This window comes from Shewanella chilikensis (genome assembly GCF_037953065.1).
Taxonomy (GTDB): Bacteria; Pseudomonadota; Gammaproteobacteria; order Enterobacterales; family Shewanellaceae; genus Shewanella; species Shewanella chilikensis.
This window is the reverse complement of record NZ_CP149966.1, coordinates 590217-607200: the sequence shown is the minus strand read 5'-3', so window position 1 is coordinate 607200 and position 16984 is coordinate 590217. Positions and strand designations below refer to the sequence as shown.

Here is a 16984-nt window from a genome sequence, read left to right as displayed (position 1 = left end):
ATGGCTGTCCTGTCTTTTTCTGTTGAGCACCAAATGGTAGTGATTACTCATAACCGCATAAGCGCAAACGTCGATGCAGAATATTGACGACAACTGCCTGATTTTATCCACTATCCAGCCACGTCTATGCTCGTAACTGCGCCCCGACAGTGCATCTTCACCACACAAAAATGCCCTTCTCACGCAGCGATTAATCACGTGGTAAAAGGGCGTGCTTTCAGCATCTATCAACTGGCGACGGGCTGTGGTCATAACCAAACCTCGACTGAGCTTTGATGGGTATTTCAAAGCCTAGTCAAGGCTGGGCGAAACATCAAAAAGATATGGCTGTCCTGTATTCACACAAGTCAAGGCTTGACGAAACATCAAAAAGATATGGCTGTCCTGTCTTTGTTCATTCACCACACAAAAACGCCCTTCGGACGCAACGGTTAATCACGTGGTAAAAGGGCGTACTTTCAACATCTATCAACTGGCGACGGGCACTGGTCATAACCAACCTCGACTGAGCTTTGATGGATATTTCAAAGCCTAGTCAAGGCTGGGCGAAACATCAAAAAGATATGGCTGTCCTGTATTGATTGCGACAGCTGATATCGGCAAACAATGGCTCAAGGCCATGAGTATAGAGTGAGATTTGTCTTGCATTAAATGCCTGCATCTTGCCTCCTGCAGACAGGGAGGCACGGCGAGATCCGATCCGGGTTTAAGCAGTCATGATATGGCGAATGAGTACCAACTGACTGCAACAATAAAGACTTGAGCGAACACGCCGACCGACCCTGCCAATCTAATAATGGAAAAGTAAAAAAGATTGGTGATCAGGTGTCAGTTGTTCATTTTGGCGTGAGCTCCAATAGGCGAGGATGGCGGAATTATAACCGCCTGAGACAACAAAAATCCAGCTTGTCCCCTTTGGGGGTTGAGAGCACGAGTCAAAAAAGGATGCCGCAGCATCCTTTTTCTCAAGCCGTTAGCCGGGGCTAACTTATTGCTGCTCGGCCGTCTGGTTTTCCGTGGTTTGCTTCAATAGCCGACTGGTCATGGTACCGGCGGTCATGGAGCCGGATACGTTCAAGGCGGTACGAGCCATATCAATCAGCGGCTCGATGGAGATCAGCAGCGCCACAATGGCCACCGGCAACCCCATGGCAGGCAGGACAATTAGCGCCGCAAATGTTGCACCGCCACCGACACCGGCTATCCCGAAGGAGCTGATGGTCACTATGGCAATCAAGGACAGCATGAAATGCAAGTCCAGTGGATCTATACCCATGCTGGGCGCCACCATTACAGCCAACATGGCCGGATAGATACCGGCGCAACCGTTCTGGCCGATAGTGGCACCGAAAGAGGCCGCCAGGTTGGCAATGGCAGGCGGCACATTCAGCTGAGTCACCTGAGCCTCGACATTCAATGGAATAGTCGCCGCCGAACTGCGCGACGAGAAGGCAAAGGTCAGCACGGGCCAAATTTTACGGAAGTAGTCCAGTGGGCTGACGCCCACCATGGCTACAAGCATGCCGTGAACAACAAACATCAGCAGGATGGCGACGTAAGAGGCCAGAATAAAACCCAACAGGTTGAGCATATCGGCGCCGCTGGAAGAGGCGACCACCTTGGCCATCAGCGCGGCAATACCATAAGGAGTCAGCGCCATAATCATCTTCACCAGGCGCATAACAATCGCCTGCGCACCTTCAACAAAGGTCCGTATGGGGGATTCCAGTTGCTCTTTCTCATGCATCACCTTGCGGGCTGCTATCCCGAGGAGGATACCGAAAATCACCACGGCAATGATGGAAGTGGAACGGGCACCGGCCAGATCGGCAAAAGGATTTACCGGAATAAAGCTCAGCAGCATTTGCGGTACAGTCAGATCAGCAATCGAAGCCGCCTTGGTATCCAATACCGCCATTTGCGCCGTTTCCCGGCTACCGGCTATCAGCCCCTCGGCAGAAATCCCTGAGATGGACGTGACCAGAATACCTATCAAAGCCGCCACGGCTGTGGTCGCCATCAAAATAAATATGGTCAGGGAGGAGATCTTGCCGAGCGAGCCGCCCTTATCCAACTTGACCACTGCCGCGACCATGGACACCAACACCAAGGGCATGATCACCATCTTCAGCAAGGCCACATAGCCACCACCGACTATGGCTATCCAACTGAGCGTCTCTGCAGTGACCTGGCTGTCCACGCCAAAGTAAGACTGCATCAGGAAACCATAGGCACTGCCGAGGATTAAACCGATCAGCACCAGACGGGATAATTTGTGCTCTTTTTGCTGTTGGTGAAACAGAATAAACAGAACGCCGAGAAATACCGCAATGGCTGCGATAACTGCAATAGACATATGGAACCTTATACGGGAAACGGTATATGAAGAGAGAATCTACCGCATAATAAGCGCTAGTTTAAGCACGACAAAATATTAAGTTATTATTCTTTATAGCCTCTAATTATAAATGGCCTAGCTTAACCCCATAAAAAACGGCCAAATTTCGCACGATACCGTACGAGCGCTAACAGAAAGTTACACAAAATAATCCCATCAAACCGTGCCCGGATAAGCTTGTTTTCATCATCCGGGGATATACTCCCGAGGCAGCCTCTGCTGTTAAATATAATAACTATCTGTATCTAAAGGAGACTTTCCGTGAAGAAGGTTGGAATTCTGTTGCTCTGCCTCTTGATGCCACTGGCATCGGCGTGGGCAGAGCCGGGCAAGCCCTTGTCGGTTGAGCTATTGTGGCAACTCAAGCGTATCGGCAGCCCGGTAGTATCGCCGGGCGGCGAGCATATCATCGCCCCCGTGACCGAGTATGATGTCAAGGCCGACAAAGGGTCGACCCAACTTTGGTACTTTGATACCGATGGCAAACATCAACGCCCACTGACTGCCGCCGGACTCAAGGTGAGCAACCCGGTATTTTCTCCCGATGGCAACACTCTGGCCTTTGTCAGCCAGCGTAATGAAGACGATGCCGGGCAGATCTATCTGCTGCCGATGAATGGCCCGGGTGAAGCCCAGCGGCTGACCGAGGTGCCTACCGGCGTCTACGGCATCAAATGGGTTGGCAAACATCTCTATTTCATCAGCAACATCTTCCCCGGGCAGGACTGGAAGCAGATGCAAGAACAACTGAAAGCCGACAAGGACAACAAGACCTCGGCCAAGCAGTGGAATGCCCTGCCCTATGCCCAGTTCGATCACTGGCTGGATGAACGTCGTCAGGCGCATGTGTTCCGAATTCCCGCCAAGGGCGGCGAGATAGAAGCCATTACTCAAACACTGGGCCATGAGCTGCCTCGTTCGAGTCAAAGCGCCGGCAGCTATGATGTGTCTGCCGATGAGAAACTGATCGCCTTCAACGCCTACGGCTCCGACAACCGGGTCGATCCCAAGCTGGACATCTTCCTCGGCAAGATAGGCGCAGACAAGGCAGAAAACCTGACACCGGACAACGAAGCGCCCGATAGCCGCCCAAGCTTCAGCCCCGACGGCAAGACGCTGGCCTTCACTCGCCAGAAGATACCGGGTTTCTATGCCGACACCTCCAGGCTGATGCTGCTGGATATCCACAGCCGTAAGCTCAAGACCCTGACCGCCAATTGGGACAGATCTGTGTCTCAGTTCAGTTGGACGCCGGATGGCAAAGGCTTCTACGCCGCCATTGATGATGCCGCCACCAGCCGTATCTATCATATCGATGCCAAGAGCGGCAAAGTGAAGGCGATCACCAAGGACACCAACTATGGTCAGCCGCAGATAGGCAAGAAAGGCACCCTGATTGCCCTCAACGACAGCTTCCTTTATCCGGCGCGACTGCTGGCGATCAATCCCAAGAACGGCAAGGGCCAAAGGCTGGAGCAGTTCAATGACGAACTGCTCAAGGATGTGGATCTGGGCAGCTATGAATCTGTGACCTACAAGGGTTACAACAACCAGGATATCCAGATGTGGGTGCACTACCCACCGGGTTTCGATCGCAGCAAGAAGTACCCGCTGTTTATGCTGGTACACGGCGGCCCACACAATGCCATCAGCGATGGTTTCCACTATCGCTGGAACGCCCAGACCTTTGCCTCCTGGGGTTATGTCACCGCCTGGCCCAATTTCCACGGTTCCAGCGGCTTCGGCCAGGACTTTGCCGATGCCATCAACCCGGACTGGAAAAACAAGTCTCTGGATGATGTCCTCAAGGCAGCCGACTGGTTTGAACAAAAGAGCTGGATCGACAGCGATCGCATGGTGGCCGGTGGCGCCAGCTACGGCGGCTATCTGACCTCCATCATCCTCGGGCAGAAACATCCGTTCAAGGCGCTGCTGATCCATGCCGCCGTGTACGACATGTACTCCCAGATGGCTTCCGACTTCGCCGTGCACAGCACCCGCTTCGGCCACTACTGGGAAAACCCGGAAATCTACCAGTCGATTTCACCCCATTACTTTGCCGCAGGTTTCAATACCCCGACGCTGGTGAGCCATGGTCAGCTGGACTACCGGGTGCCCGTGGGACAAGGTTTTGAGCTGTTCCGCACCCTGCAAAGCCGTGGAGTGGAATCGCGGATGATCTATTTCCCCGATGAGAACCACTGGATCATGAAGCCCAACAACTCCATCTATTGGTATAACCAGGTCAAAGACTGGATGACCCATTATGCCGAGCCGGGCCCACGTTAATCGCCGATAATCGGCATCCAAGCAAGAAGGCGACTCAGGGTCGCCTTCTTTCATATTAATGCCACGAAAAGCGAACATCAGAGCATGGGTACTATGGATGCCAGCAAGAGACCGCCCATCAACAAGTTAAAACCACGGGCGTAGTTGGGCGCCGTCAGCCAGCGACTCAACTGTTTGCCGATAAGGGTCCAGATACTGACAGACGGGACATTGACCAAGGCAAATATTACAGAGATCAGCAACAACTGCTGCCAACTGGCACTCGGGTTGTAAAGACTCACCGCCGCCAGCGCCATGGACCATCCCTTGGGATTGAGCCACTGAAACAATGCCGCTTGAATGAAGGTCATGCTGCGATAACCTTCATTGGTATTTCCCGGACGACTCAAGGCGATTTTCAGCGCCAGATACACCATGTAGGCAATACATAGCAAACTCAGTAACTGGTGCAACCAAGGATAGGCCTGAAACAAGCCGGTCACGCCGATACCCACCAACAACAGCATCAGGCTGAACCCCAGTACTATCCCCAGCATATGCGGTAAGGTGCGAACAAACCCCACATTGGCACCTGAAGTCATCAACATGATGTTGTTGGGCCCTGGGGTCACGGTTGAAACAAAGGCAAACATCACCAAAGGCCATAGCAGATTAGGCTCCATTCTTGCTTTACTCCTGAAATAAGCAGTCAGCAAATACTAGATGGATTGGTACGCAATTTTGTGCTTATATTTGCTCTTAAAGCGGAAAGTAAGCAATAAAACATCACCATGGATAGATTTGACGAAAGAATATTGCAAGAGCTACAGAGTGATGGCCGGATCTCCAATGTCGAGCTGGCCGAGCGGGTGGGATTATCTCCCTCTGCCACCCTGAGACGGGTACAGGAACTGGAGCGAAAAAAGCTGATCACGGGCTACCGGGCCGTATTGGACAAGAGCCAGCTGAACATAGGTTTTATTGCTTACGTCGCCATAGGCCTCAACAGTCACAGTAAACAATCCCAGTTAGGCTTTGAAGAGCATATCCGCTACGCCAGGGAAGTGGTAGAGTGCCACAATATCACAGGCGCCAACGAATACTTGTTGCGGGTCGAGACCAAAGATCTCAGCAGCTATAAACGTTTTCATGCCGAAGTCCTCGGGGAATATCCTCAAGTCAAATCCATTACCACCATGGTGGTAATGGATTCACCGAAAGATCAACGTCAATAATTATCTGCGATAAACCGCATAACAAGCGGTATTGCTGGCGACACTTTTTATCCTTGGGTACCATTGAACAATAAAGAAGCGCCTGGACATGCCGGCGCCAGGGAAAATGGATACTTGAATGGAATTGAGATACGCGTTGCTGTGCCTGTTTTTGCTGCTAACCAGCCTAAAACTATTTGCATTAGAGCAGGTTAAACTTCCCGTTATTAATATAGAACAAAGCAGCGTCGCGCTTGATGAATTCAAAATCGGCTATTTCATTGATGACAGCCAAAACCTTGGCTTTGAGCAGGCACGCCAGAAGCCTTTCGGCGTAACCGATAATGTCACCACCTTGGGTACCAATGCCAGGGTCACCTGGTTCAAGCTGATGCTGCACAATAGGCTCTCACAGGCAAAGCCACTGTTTTTACACCTGCCCCATGCTTACCATGTGCAGCAAATCGACATCTATGAGGAAAGCGGCCAACAACTGCAGCGACACGAGCAGTTGGACCTCGAACAGGCCGCCAACAACCCGCTCATGTATCGGGGTACAGTCGTCTACCCATTGAAGCTGGCGCCAGATCAGATAACAACCCTGTATATTCGTAGCCACGCCTACTCCCATCAATGGTTTGCCATGACACTGATGGATGGAGAAAATTCGCGGCGGGCCCTGGTGAGCACTCACTATGATATTGCACTTATGGTGGGCATGTTGCTGGCACTGGTGTTCTACAACTGCCTGCTGTATTTCGCCACCAGTAAGAAAGAGAACATCTACTATTCGCTGTATCTGATCTCGGGTCTGGTGTGGATAGCCCTGTCCTATGGTCTAGTTGCCAGCGTGTTCAACGCCTACGGCTCGAGCGTCTTCATGCTCAATCTGTCGCTGCTCACCATGCCGATTTTCCTGCTGCTGTTTATGACGGCTATTTTCGAGACCAGGAAGTTCTACCCCACAGAGCACAAGGCGCTACAGCTGATGCTGTTACTGCTGCTAGCGACCTTGTTCTGGGGCTTATTTGATATCTCAGCAGCACTCAAACCCGCCAGTAGCCTGGCAGCACTCATGATGTTGGTGACCTTCTCTGTGAGTATCTCCCTATATCGCAAGGGCAATCCACTGGTGAAGTACTTTCTGGTAGGCCACAGCTTCTTCGTGATCTTCAATGGCATAGCCGTGCTCTTCTACAAGGGCTTAATCTCTCCGAGCTATCTCAGCAGCCACGGAGTCGGCATAGGTATTATGCTGGAAGCCCTGACGTTGGCATTTATCATCTCCTACAGGATCAAAATCCTTGAGGATATCCGCGCCTCGCAGGAAGAGCTCAAGCGCCAGGCGGCCACAGACCCTCTGACCAAACTCTATAACCGGCGCTATTTCTATTCTGAGGCCGACTATCAACTTAAGCTGGCCGGCCGCAATGGCGAGGCTATCTCTGTGCTTATTCTGGATATAGACAGTTTCAAGCAGATCAACGATAACTTTGGTCACCACTTGGGCGACAGAGTGATAGTCGCCCTGGCCAAATTATTGAAGCAACACTGCCAAGGAGCCGAGATGGCGGCCCGCTTCGGCGGTGAAGAGTTCGTGATCTTGCTGCCGGGAGCCCCACTAAACCAAGCCTTGCAGCGAGCCGAGCAGCTGCGCCTCAATGTCGAAGCGATGCAGCTAACCGCCGACACGGGAGACAAGATAAGTTGCACCATAAGCTTGGGCATCGCCGAGGTTGAAATTGCAACAGAATCGATAGAAGCGGCCGTAAAACGAGCCGACCACGCACTTTATCAAGCCAAAAACAGTGGCCGCAATCGGGTCGTCGCCAATTCAAGCGCTGGCGACCAAGGGGTAAATACCGACATTGAAATCAATCCAGGTCTTTAAGTGTTTGCCGCCCCAATTGCCGCATCTGCTGCTGGATCCAGTCGGCGCGGCGGTTCATGTAAGCACTCGGTGGATCGATTTGATATTGCCAGGGATTAGGCAACAAGGCGGCGAGCAAGGCGGCCTCGCGGGACGACAACTGAGCGGCGTTCTTATGAAAATAGTGTTGCGCCGCCGCTTCAACGCCGTAGATCCCCGGGCCGAATTCAACAATATTCAGATACAACTCAAGGATCCTGGGCTTATCCAACACCGCCTCCAAAAGCAAGGTGAACCAGGCTTCAGCCCCCTTGCGAATAAAGCTACGCGAAGACCACATAAACAGGTTCTTGGCGGTTTGCTGGCTCAAGGTGCTGGCGCCTCTGAGGCGCTCTCCCTGAAGTTTATCTTCTATGGCAGTCTGAATCGCCTTGAGATCAAAACCGGAATGAAGGGCAAAACGCTGATCTTCACTGGCGATCACCGCCAGCTGCATATTGGCAGATATCTGAGTCAGCGGCTGCCACTGATGCTGCACCTGGTGCTGTACCTGTGTTACCGGCGCCGGTGGAAACCAATAGCGTTCAATACGCCAGCTCCACAGCGGTGGGTTAACAAACTTAAGCGCTATCACCATCAGCAGGGACAGTATCAACAGCCCCAACAACAGTTTTATCAGCCAGGCTGTCAGTCGCCTAAACCATCCCTTTTTCGCGGCCAAATTCGCTCCTGATAAATAAGCCCACCTGAACTTGAGTGCACCTGAAACTGAGTGAGCCAGGAAACCCTCTGTGAATAATAATTGAGTATTTTGCCAGGTGCGAACCCGGCCCAAAATTCCAATCTGTAAGCTTATCCGGCGCACCAGAGAAACTCAGCGGCCCTCATTTCCCCTTAGCCAGAGCCCTTAGTCAGAGCCCTTAGCCAAGGTCTATTAACCCTAGCTTATTAGTCAGCGCTCATGAGTCAGCGCCGAAGCAGCCGCGCTCAAGAAAGCCCTGTACCGCCGCCAGCGTATCCTGATGCCAATGTATGGCCTTATGGCACAGGGGCAACACCATCCAATCACTGGCATCATCACAACGGGTGGACGCCAGGGGTACCCGGCCATCGGACTCTCCGTCAATCAAGGCGCCCAAGGGATCTTGAGTCCCACTGCCGGCGATGATCCCAAGATGAGCCTGGCTATCCTCGTGCCAACTTGCCCAGTGCAGCCCCGGCAACAGAGATTGCAACGGCTGAAATAGCCTGGAATATCCCGGAAGCTTATCGGCCAGACTCGCCAGCGGTGAACCATCATGGGGCGTGGCAATAAACACACTGTGGCCCAAATTGCCGGGCGGCTGCTCTGCCAGCAATTGCCGAACAATTAAGCCTCCCATACTGTGCGCCACAAAGTGCACCCTGGGATACTGCTGCCATTTCTGCTCATCCAGCGCCTGGCGTAAGGTCACTACCGCTTGTTGCAGTGAGCCGAAACGGGTGGGCAATCTGGGGCACAGGATACTGTATTGCCGAGCCAAGCCTTGGGCCAGAAAGCCCATGTCACGCTCATCTTTATTGAAGCCATGCACCAGCACCACCAGGGCTTTGCTGTTATCCAGCCTCAAATTAGCTGACTCTTGAGCCATTGCTGGAATGCCTGTTTGGGCATGGCACCGGCCTGCTGGGCTATCATTCGGCCATTTTTGAACAGCATTATGGTCGGAATGGAGCGGATCCCATACTGGGCCGCCAGCGCTTGCTGAGCTTCGGTATCCAGCTTGCCGAAACGAAACTCCGGCTCCAGTTCGGCAGCGCTCTGCTCGAATATGGGAGCAAACTGTTTGCAAGGGCCGCACCAGCCGGCCCAGAAATCCACCACCAACGGCAGCTCTGACTTATGGGCATGGTTGGCAAAGTTGGCATCAGTCAGTTCTACTGGAAGGCCTTGAAACAAAGGCTGCTTGCAGTGGCCGCACTTAGGGCCTTGAGACAGCCGTTCTTCCGGCACCCGGTTCATTCCAGCGCACTGGGGACATGCAATCAACATAGGATTCTCCTCTCAAGCGGCATTATCGCCGCACACTGTGAAATAGGGGACGGCGTTAAACCGACTCAAGCCAGATGAGGTCGCAACAGGGCCAGCACCTGGGGATAATCGGCCTGGTTATCCAAGGTCAGACTCAGATAGCCATCACCGCGAAAGGCCCGGTCCAGCTCCAATAGCAGATGGGTTTGCTCGCCATCGGGAACCAGGGTAAGTTCCACTTCACGCAAAAGGCGGATCCCACGCCCTGTGGGTACAAACTCCAACTCCTGATAGCAGCCTGAACCACTGCGAAAATCAGAGGTGTTGATATAGCCTTGCTCGACATCGGCTTTTTTAAGGACAAAGCCCAACTCCTCCATGGCCTGCAGCAGGTGCAGCAACAGCTGGGTAGGCTGGATCTGCAGCAGATCCTGATCGCCTGGATCTATGGCGTAATCTATCGCCAGCCCGGTTTGCAGCCAAACCCGGCATTGATTGTTACGCACCGGCAACTCGGTAAATGGCGTCTCAGGATGCAACTGACCGATGAAAGGCAACTCTCTCACCTCTCCGGCCTGAAGTTCAAAGCCTTCGCTGATACGCCAGCTGGCCAGACAATGATTGATAAAGTGACTGCTGTCGCCGTCACTGACCTTAACCCGGGTCATTAGGGCCAGTTCCAAACCGGCGATACTCTGACTCACCTCGCCGCCCTTGAGCACGATTCGGGCGTCGAAGGTTTGCCCAGGTTGCAGGCTGGCATTGAGCAAACGAGTATCGACACTGGCGCCGCCAACGCCAACTGCCGCGAGCAATTTCTTAAACATCCTCTGTTCCTGTTTACTTAAAAGGCCTTGCCGCATTTAAGCCCCTTTTCTTCGGCGAGTAAAGGGCGAACGCATTGGCTGTAAACTCCCAAACCCAACAAGCAGGCAGCAACAAAACTCATTCTGAGCCAGTTAAAAACCAGAGGCCAGCAAAATCATCCTCCTAATCAGGGATGGCGTAAACGGACTTCTGCCAAAATCGGTGTATGGTCGCTCGCCTGGGCATCCAGTTCAAACTGCGGCCGCAGCAGATGCCTGTCATAAACCCGGTAATCTGCCACTTCTGCCAAACTATGCTGACTGCGGGCATCAAACTCCTGACTCAACAACAGATAGTCGACCACACTGCCTTGAGAACCATGAAAATGGGTCACGGGGCGAATCACTGTCACTTGCTCGCCACTTTGCTCAGAGGCTTCTCGCCAGAGCTGCCAGGCGTCAAACAGTTGAAAATGCGCCAGCTGCAGTTTCAGCCTTTCATCTGGCAGGCCGTGAAGGCCCGCAGCGCGAATATCCCCGTTATAGAGCTGCCCGGCACCCACCAACAGGCCCTTGAGTTCACTGGAATCTATGCCGGCGTTGAAATCCCCCATCAGCACCACAGCATTGCCGCTTTGCCGGCGCTGCTTGAGTATCGCCTGATACAACAACATGGCCTCACTGCCACGCTGCAAAGTGGCTGACCATCGGCCCAGCGCACTCTCGGCCAGCAGCCCGGCGGCACCTTGCAACTCGACCGCGCCCTTGGGCAACTTGTTGCGAGGTGATTTGAAATGCACCACGTAAGTATCACAGTGGCCTATCCCCGGCAGCATCAAGGTGGCTCGCAGTATCTGGCGACTACTTTGAAACTCTTCCTTGAGTCCAAGTGAAAATGCCAGTTCGGTATCCAGCTCCACCGCCGCCAAGGAAACAATCGGAAAACGGCTTGCCAGTGCCACCACACTCTTGCGGGCAACAAAGCCTTCTATGACCGGCGAATCCACCAGCGCAAAGTGGGCAAGACCGGCAGCCTGACACAATTCGCGTAGCGGCTCGGGGCTGAATACCTCCTGCCAGCCCACCAGATCTGGCTGCGCCTGCTGCAGCCAGCGGACTGTCCAGTCGCACTTTTGTTGCCACTGCCCTTGGGTATAGATGTTGTTGAACTCATGAAACGCCAGCGGCGGCATGGCAAAATTGAACAGATTCAGACTGGCGATGCGGATATTGGAAGACATGAAAAGCGCTGCGGCTCCGGTAACCCTGCTGAGTAATAGTGTTGATATTAAGCCGCTGCTGAGATTTGTCCAATAGCACACCAAAAACAACCTTCCGGCTACCCATTCCCCCCCAACAGCGCCCAACAGCCCAACAAATAAGCAACATAAAGCCGCTGTTTGTGGCTAAAAAAACCTGTTTGACAGGCTTTTTCGATCTCCCGCTTGACTTGTTTGGTTTCGACCATACAATCGCCGCTTAATTAACCATACGGAGACCCACTGTGGACACACACATAGGTGACAGTAGATGCCCTGTCAGTCAGACAGGATTATTTGCCCGGCACTAGTCTGCAGCTTCGCAAACTACTGCCAGGACTGGCAGTAGCGTATTAAAGAATCCCTTTTTCCGTTACTCCCCATAAAAACCTTGTTGAGCTTTACATGCATACGCATGCCGCAGTGTTCTCCTGTGGCTGCAAACTAATGCATCCATAAAGGTTTTTTACTTAGGACAGCCTTGCTGCCGCTGCCCCATCTACGACCTTGAGTGTTCCCCCACACAGGAGGAACAAGCATGAAACTCAGATATACCAATACGCTGCTGCTGGGCGGCCTGCTCTGGCATGGACAACTGCATGCCGGCATTCAGTTGCTGGAAGATCCCGATATTGCCGCTGCCACAGAACTCGCTGTCGACTGGCAACGACAAGCGGGCAACAACGGCTTTGCCCTGGGGCTCAACCAAGCCGTCTTTGGCGGCGAATTGGCGCTGGAACTGCAAACAGACGACCGGGATGCCCCCTGGGACAGACATGAGAGCCACGGCTGGCAACTCGGCTACAAACAACCGCTGGCCACAAACGGCTTATCTCAGACTCTGGCACTGGAGCTGGGGCGTCATCACAGAGATGGCTGGCAGGGTCACGCCCTGGTCAGTAGCGATCTGCCGATTGCCACCCAGGGCTTCTTTGTGCGCAACAACTTGGGGCTGAGCCTGGAGTCGGGGGAAGGTCCGGCAATGATTTTTGGCCTGGGAGCCGGCTTCAAAGTTCAGCAGCAAACTCTGCTGTTTGAAAACCAGTATCTGGGCCAAGGCGACTATGGCTACCAGCTACTCTGGCAAAACCAACCCAACGCCCATTGGCAGTGGCAATTGGGTTATGGCAATCAGTATGGCGGTGGCGCCCGCCAATTTGGCGCCGGCATACAATTTTTCTTTTCTTGATAGCTCATTGGGAGAATGACCTATGAACAGCAACAACATCATACTCAACCTGCACCTTATTCTGGCCAACAAAGACGCCAAGGCGATGCAGATGCTGGCATCCGAGCTGCATCCGGCGGACATAGCCGCCGTACTGCCGACCTTCGACAGCCAGCAAACGGCCTCAATACTGACCCTGTGCCAGCCCAAAACCGCGGCGGCGCTGCTGCGGTATCTACCCCATCAGCAGCAAAAGCTGCTGGCGGAAGCACTGGATCATCAAACCCTAGGGAAAATTATCATGGAGATGGCGGCAGACGAGCGCGCCGACCTCTATAACGAGTTGGAGATTGAGCAGCAAGCGCTGCTGCTACCCACTCTGGCCAAGGCGGAGCGCGAGGATATGCGTACCCTGGCGGCCTATGATGACTCCAAGGTTGGCTCCATTATGACCTCTGACTATGCCCTGCTGCGGGTCAATCACACCGCGGAAGAGGCTATAGACAGCCTGAGGAAAGTTGCCGCAGATCTGGAAACCATCTACCAGACCTATGTGGTGGATGAGCGCGGACGCCTGATAGGCAATGTGTCGCTGCGTCAGCTCATCATCGCGCCCCCCAAGGCATTGGTGAAAGACTTTATGAAAGAGCAGACCATAGCCATAGAAGCGGAAGCCTTCAAAGAAGAAGCGGCGCAGATGATAGCCCACTATGATCTGCTGGCGCTGCCTGTGGTCAACGACAAAGACCAACTGGTCGGCATAGTCACTTATGATGATGCCATGGATGTGGCCAGTGCCCAGGCCGATGCCGAATTCAACAAACACGGCGCCGTGGGGCAGTTGGCCTGCTCTTTCAAGGAAGCCAGTATTGGCATGCTCTATCGTAAGCGAGTCTTTTGGCTGGTGTTGCTGGTGTTCGGCAATGTGTTGTCCGGCACTGGGATCGCCTACTTTGAAGATACCATTACAGCTTATGTTGCTCTGGTATTCTTCTTGCCACTGCTCATCGGCAGCAGCGGCAACGCCGGTTCACAGTCTGCCACCTTAATGGTCAGGGCTCTGGCCACCGGGGAGGTCGTCCTCAAAGATTGGCTGTCGCTACTGGCCAAAGAGCTGCTTGTGGCCGGCTTGCTGGGTGCCACCATGGCCATTGCGGTATTTACCCTGGGTTATTGGCGCGGCGGCGATATCGCCCTGGTGGTCGCCCTGACTATGCAACTTGTGGTGATTATCGGCAGCCTGATAGGCATGTCCCTGCCCTTCTTGCTGAGTAAGTTCAAGCTGGATCCAGCGTCGGCCAGCGCGCCGCTGGTGACTTCGATAGCCGATATCATAGGTGTCATCGTCTACTTCAATGTCGCCACCGCTATTTTGGATTTTCCGCCTGTCAGTGGTTAATGAACCTCGGCATAACCTATGGAAACCCAGGTTATGCCGGAAAACGCCTTGTCATGGCTCAACAACTTCATTCAAACTCACCAAGACTCGGCGGGTAACAATATAAGCCAATAATCAGCCAAGCAAGATCCCAGGCTTTCCATCCAAGGAGCGGGCAATGGCGCGCCGCTCCTCGGCTTCAGTGAAATCTTTGCTCAGAATGCTATCCACGTAGAACCACTCGCTGACCACCTCTTCGCTGCTGAAAGTCAGCGTCATATAACCCCGGTTCAACAGGTTGGCGTATTTAAGGTCGTCCACCAGCCCTACAACGGCCGCCTCTGTCGCCGGGATCTGCTCTGGTGGCAGGTTGAGGTAGTACTCAAGCCCCGGGGAGGAAACCGAACTGGTGGCAAACTCAACCCCAACCATGTTGCCATCTTTGTCCTTGAGATCATTGGCCCAGGCATTGTGGGTATCACCGGCAATCACCACCAGGTTTTTACCCGAGGCCCGGGCAGTAGCCAGCACGACTTCACGCTCATAGGCATAGCCATCCCAGGCATCCAGGTTGTAGGGGATCGACGGCAGTTGCAACAGCGCCAGCACTTCCGGCGTCAGTTTGGCCTGGTTGGCAGCCAGATAGGTCAGTTCCGCTTGGGTCAGCGTCGGATCGCCGGCCTGAGCACGAGCCGCCAGCTGCGCCAATGCCGCCAACTCGGCAAACTGCGGAATAGGCAGCTGCTGCGTGGCTATCGCCGCCGGCAACATCATCCGCCCCATCAGTATCTGCTGCCCCAAAAGCTGCCACTTGGCGCTGGATTGCAACAGTTTTCCCTGCAACCACAGCAGTTGGGTCTGGCCCAGAAGCGTACGCTGAGTGTCGGTCACGTCGGCGAGAAACTGCTGATCGTTGAAAGCGCCGGTAGCCGAATCCAGATAGTTGCCATAGTCCAACTGTTTGTCACGGGCCAACACCCGGGTATCCAGCATATGCAGATCCAGCAGATCGCCGAAGCTGAAACTGCGGTAGATCTCTTCATGATTGCCCTCGCGCCATGGGCGGATAGGCAGCCATTCGAAGTAAGCCTGCAATGCCGCCTGTTTACGGGCGTCGAAGTCCCCTTCCCCTTGGCTATGGTTTTCGGCACCATCCTTCCAGGTGTCGTTGGCCACTTCGTGATCGTCCCAGACAGTAATAAACGGCAGCTTGGCGTGCAGCTTCTGCAAACTGGCATCGCCGCGATACTGGCCATAGCGGCTACGGTAATCGCTCAAGGACAGCAACTCTCCCGCGGGTAGTACCTCACGGCCCAGCTCGGCGGCATGTTCACTGGCATAACCACCACGACCATATTCATAGATATAGTCGCCCAAGTGCAGCATGGCGTCGAGATCGTCCCGCTGCGCCGCCAATTCATAGACATTGAAGTAACCGGCCGGGAAATTGGCGCAGGACATAACCGCCAGTTTAACCGAATCGACCGCGCCCTCGGGCAGGGTCTTGGTCATACCGACCGTGGATGTCTTATCACCCGTCATAAAACGATAGAAGTAGCGGCTGCCGCTCTCCAGCCCTATGGCATCGACTTTAACCGTGTAGTCACGCTCGGCATTGGTCACCATTTCACCTGTGGTCACCAAGTCGCTGAAGGCACCATCACGGGACACCTGCCAGGATACTCTGACATCCCCCGCCGTTTGCGGTGTGACCCGGGTCCAGATAATCACGGCATCCTGAGTGGGATCACCGCTGGCGACACCATGAAGAAAATCGGCGGCGACAGTATTGTCATCATTGTCACTGGAGCAGCCCATCAGGCCATATGAAAGTACGGCGGCGCCAACACCTTTGGCAGAGAGGGCAAGAAAGTCACGACGGGAGAAGTTACGGGTCATTGTTATTATTCCTTTAAAAACGCTTCATCATGCTGGTATGAGGTCGGATGTCCAGATTGTGAAGTTAAACTATTACACAATTGTGACAATTAGGTAACCGTGTATTGATATTCAAATGAATTCAGTCAGTTAAACAAAATAATGCCAGCTTTAGGCCAAGGCGCTTGCAGCCTACAGTGGCTGAGGGCAAAATGCCTTACAGGACAAATAATTAGCCCTGCCAGGGCCCTGCTGAAGGAACAAAACAATGAAAGTCAAAGACATCATGAGTACCCAAGTGGTGTGTATCAGTGATGGCGCCAGCGTCAAGGACGCCCACCAACTGATGCATTCCCGCAGCGTACGCCATCTGCCGGTGATATCAGAAACCAGCGGCACTCTGGTAGGGATACTCACTCATAAAAAGATGATTGCCACAGTAGTCAATCTACTGACTCGTTATGGCCAGGGAGCACTGGAACGAAAGGAACGTGGCACCCTGATAGCCGATCTGATTGAAACCGACTTTGAACCACTCATGGCCGATGCGCCGCTGACTCAAGTGGTGGATTATTTTATTGCCAACAAACATGGCTGTCTGCCTGTAGTGGACGAGCACAACAAGGTGCAGGGCATAGTCACCTCTTCTGACTTCGTCAAACTGTGCCGGGAATTGCTCAAGGCCTGAACCCATCAAAAAAGCGTGCTTAGAGCACGCTTTATTGGACAGAGCT

General features: G+C 53.5%; 14 protein-coding genes and 1 pseudogene. 6 read left to right on the top strand and 9 right to left on the bottom strand.

The features are described 5' to 3' along the window. Positions 1-24: 24 nt before the first annotated feature. Positions 25-252, bottom strand: a pseudogene (locus WKR14_RS02845) (alpha-amylase family glycosyl hydrolase); the annotation flags it as partial. Between the two features lie 736 nt (positions 253-988). Further along, positions 989-2356 (bottom strand): L-cystine transporter, encoded by a 1368-nt coding sequence (locus WKR14_RS02835; RefSeq protein ID WP_165564426.1) that lies wholly within the window; start codon positions 2354-2356, stop codon positions 989-991. Between the two features lie 303 nt (positions 2357-2659). On the opposite strand from WKR14_RS02835, the gene WKR14_RS02830 reads away from it, so the two are divergent. Then, positions 2660-4687 carry a S9 family peptidase gene (locus tag WKR14_RS02830; RefSeq protein ID WP_339087334.1) on the top strand — a complete coding sequence of 676 codons (2028 nt, stop codon included), beginning with the start codon at positions 2660-2662 and terminating at the stop codon, positions 4685-4687. Between the two features lie 77 nt (positions 4688-4764). On the opposite strand, the gene WKR14_RS02825 is transcribed toward WKR14_RS02830, so the two are convergent. Next, on the bottom strand, positions 4765-5349 hold the full coding sequence (locus tag WKR14_RS02825) for a LysE family translocator (RefSeq protein ID WP_028781108.1): 585 nt from the start codon (positions 5347-5349) through the stop codon (positions 4765-4767). A gap of 108 nt (positions 5350-5457) precedes the next feature. On the opposite strand from WKR14_RS02825, the gene WKR14_RS02820 reads away from it, so the two are divergent. Further along, complete coding sequence (locus tag WKR14_RS02820) at positions 5458-5901, top strand: Lrp/AsnC family transcriptional regulator (protein WP_101055997.1); 444 nt, start codon at positions 5458-5460, stop codon at positions 5899-5901. A gap of 118 nt (positions 5902-6019) precedes the next feature. Then, positions 6020-7771 carry a diguanylate cyclase gene (locus WKR14_RS02815; RefSeq protein ID WP_339087333.1) on the top strand — a complete coding sequence of 584 codons (1752 nt, stop codon included), beginning with the start codon at positions 6020-6022 and terminating at the stop codon, positions 7769-7771. On the opposite strand, the gene mtgA is transcribed toward WKR14_RS02815, so the two are convergent. The 5 genes from mtgA to WKR14_RS02790 all read right to left on the bottom strand — a co-directional run bounded on the left by mtgA (position 7755) and on the right by WKR14_RS02790 (position 11808). Next, positions 7755-8471, bottom strand: a complete 717-nt coding sequence (gene mtgA / locus WKR14_RS02810) for a monofunctional biosynthetic peptidoglycan transglycosylase (protein WP_339087332.1) — start codon at positions 8469-8471, stop codon at positions 7755-7757. The two genes, WKR14_RS02815 and mtgA, sit on opposite strands and share 17 nt — an antisense overlap. 238 nt (positions 8472-8709) lie before the next feature. Then, the gene (locus WKR14_RS02805) at positions 8710-9381 is read right to left on the bottom strand and encodes an alpha/beta hydrolase (protein ID WP_286996357.1); all 672 of its coding nucleotides are present in this window, start codon (positions 9379-9381) and stop codon (positions 8710-8712) included. Next, positions 9357-9782, bottom strand: coding sequence for a thioredoxin TrxC (gene trxC, locus WKR14_RS02800; RefSeq protein ID WP_165564422.1), 426 nt, complete (start codon positions 9780-9782; stop codon positions 9357-9359). Before trxC ends, WKR14_RS02805 begins: the two co-directional genes overlap by 25 nt. Positions 9783-9847: 65 nt before the next feature. Next, complete coding sequence (locus WKR14_RS02795; RefSeq protein ID WP_165564421.1) at positions 9848-10588, bottom strand: sporulation protein; 741 nt, start codon at positions 10586-10588, stop codon at positions 9848-9850. Positions 10589-10755: 167 nt separating this feature from the next. Next, complete coding sequence (locus tag WKR14_RS02790) at positions 10756-11808, bottom strand: endonuclease/exonuclease/phosphatase family protein (RefSeq protein WP_339087331.1); 1053 nt, start codon at positions 11806-11808, stop codon at positions 10756-10758. Positions 11809-12364: 556 nt separating this feature from the next. On the opposite strand from WKR14_RS02790, the gene WKR14_RS02785 reads away from it, so the two are divergent. Together WKR14_RS02785 and mgtE are read left to right on the top strand one after the other, a co-directional pair. Beyond that, positions 12365-13015, top strand: a complete 651-nt coding sequence (locus WKR14_RS02785; RefSeq protein ID WP_165564419.1) for a hypothetical protein — start codon at positions 12365-12367, stop codon at positions 13013-13015. Between the two features lie 22 nt (positions 13016-13037). Further along, positions 13038-14393, top strand: coding sequence for a magnesium transporter (gene mgtE / locus WKR14_RS02780; protein WP_165564418.1), 1356 nt, complete (start codon positions 13038-13040; stop codon positions 14391-14393). A 114-nt stretch (positions 14394-14507) separates the two neighbouring features. On the opposite strand, the gene WKR14_RS02775 is transcribed toward mgtE, so the two are convergent. Further along, positions 14508-16271 (bottom strand): alkaline phosphatase D family protein, encoded by a 1764-nt coding sequence (locus WKR14_RS02775; protein WP_165564417.1) that lies wholly within the window; start codon positions 16269-16271, stop codon positions 14508-14510. Between the two features lie 247 nt (positions 16272-16518). Here WKR14_RS02775 and WKR14_RS02770 point away from each other — a divergent pair, with 247 nt between their 5' ends. Then, complete coding sequence (locus tag WKR14_RS02770) at positions 16519-16938, top strand: HPP family protein (protein ID WP_101056006.1); 420 nt, start codon at positions 16519-16521, stop codon at positions 16936-16938. Positions 16939-16984 lie beyond the last annotated feature (46 nt).

Coding starts and splice junctions, on each gene's coding strand:
- WKR14_RS02835 (WP_165564426.1), bottom strand. CDS start 2,356: ATGTCTATTGCAGTTATCGCAGCCATTGCGGTATTTCTCGGCGTTCTG.
- WKR14_RS02825 (WP_028781108.1), bottom strand. CDS start 5,349: ATGGAGCCTAATCTGCTATGGCCTTTGGTGATGTTTGCCTTTGTTTCA.
- WKR14_RS02820 (WP_101055997.1), top strand. CDS start 5,458: ATGGATAGATTTGACGAAAGAATATTGCAAGAGCTACAGAGTGATGGC.
- WKR14_RS02815 (WP_339087333.1), top strand. CDS start 6,020: ATGGAATTGAGATACGCGTTGCTGTGCCTGTTTTTGCTGCTAACCAGC.
- WKR14_RS02805 (WP_286996357.1), bottom strand. CDS start 9,381: ATGGCTCAAGAGTCAGCTAATTTGAGGCTGGATAACAGCAAAGCCCTG.
- trxC (WP_165564422.1), bottom strand. CDS start 9,782: ATGTTGATTGCATGTCCCCAGTGCGCTGGAATGAACCGGGTGCCGGAA.
- WKR14_RS02795 (WP_165564421.1), bottom strand. CDS start 10,588: ATGTTTAAGAAATTGCTCGCGGCAGTTGGCGTTGGCGGCGCCAGTGTC.
- WKR14_RS02790 (WP_339087331.1), bottom strand. CDS start 11,808: ATGTCTTCCAATATCCGCATCGCCAGTCTGAATCTGTTCAATTTTGCC.
- WKR14_RS02785 (WP_165564419.1), top strand. CDS start 12,365: ATGAAACTCAGATATACCAATACGCTGCTGCTGGGCGGCCTGCTCTGG.
- mgtE (WP_165564418.1), top strand. CDS start 13,038: ATGAACAGCAACAACATCATACTCAACCTGCACCTTATTCTGGCCAAC.
- WKR14_RS02775 (WP_165564417.1), bottom strand. CDS start 16,271: ATGACCCGTAACTTCTCCCGTCGTGACTTTCTTGCCCTCTCTGCCAAA.
- WKR14_RS02770 (WP_101056006.1), top strand. CDS start 16,519: ATGAAAGTCAAAGACATCATGAGTACCCAAGTGGTGTGTATCAGTGAT.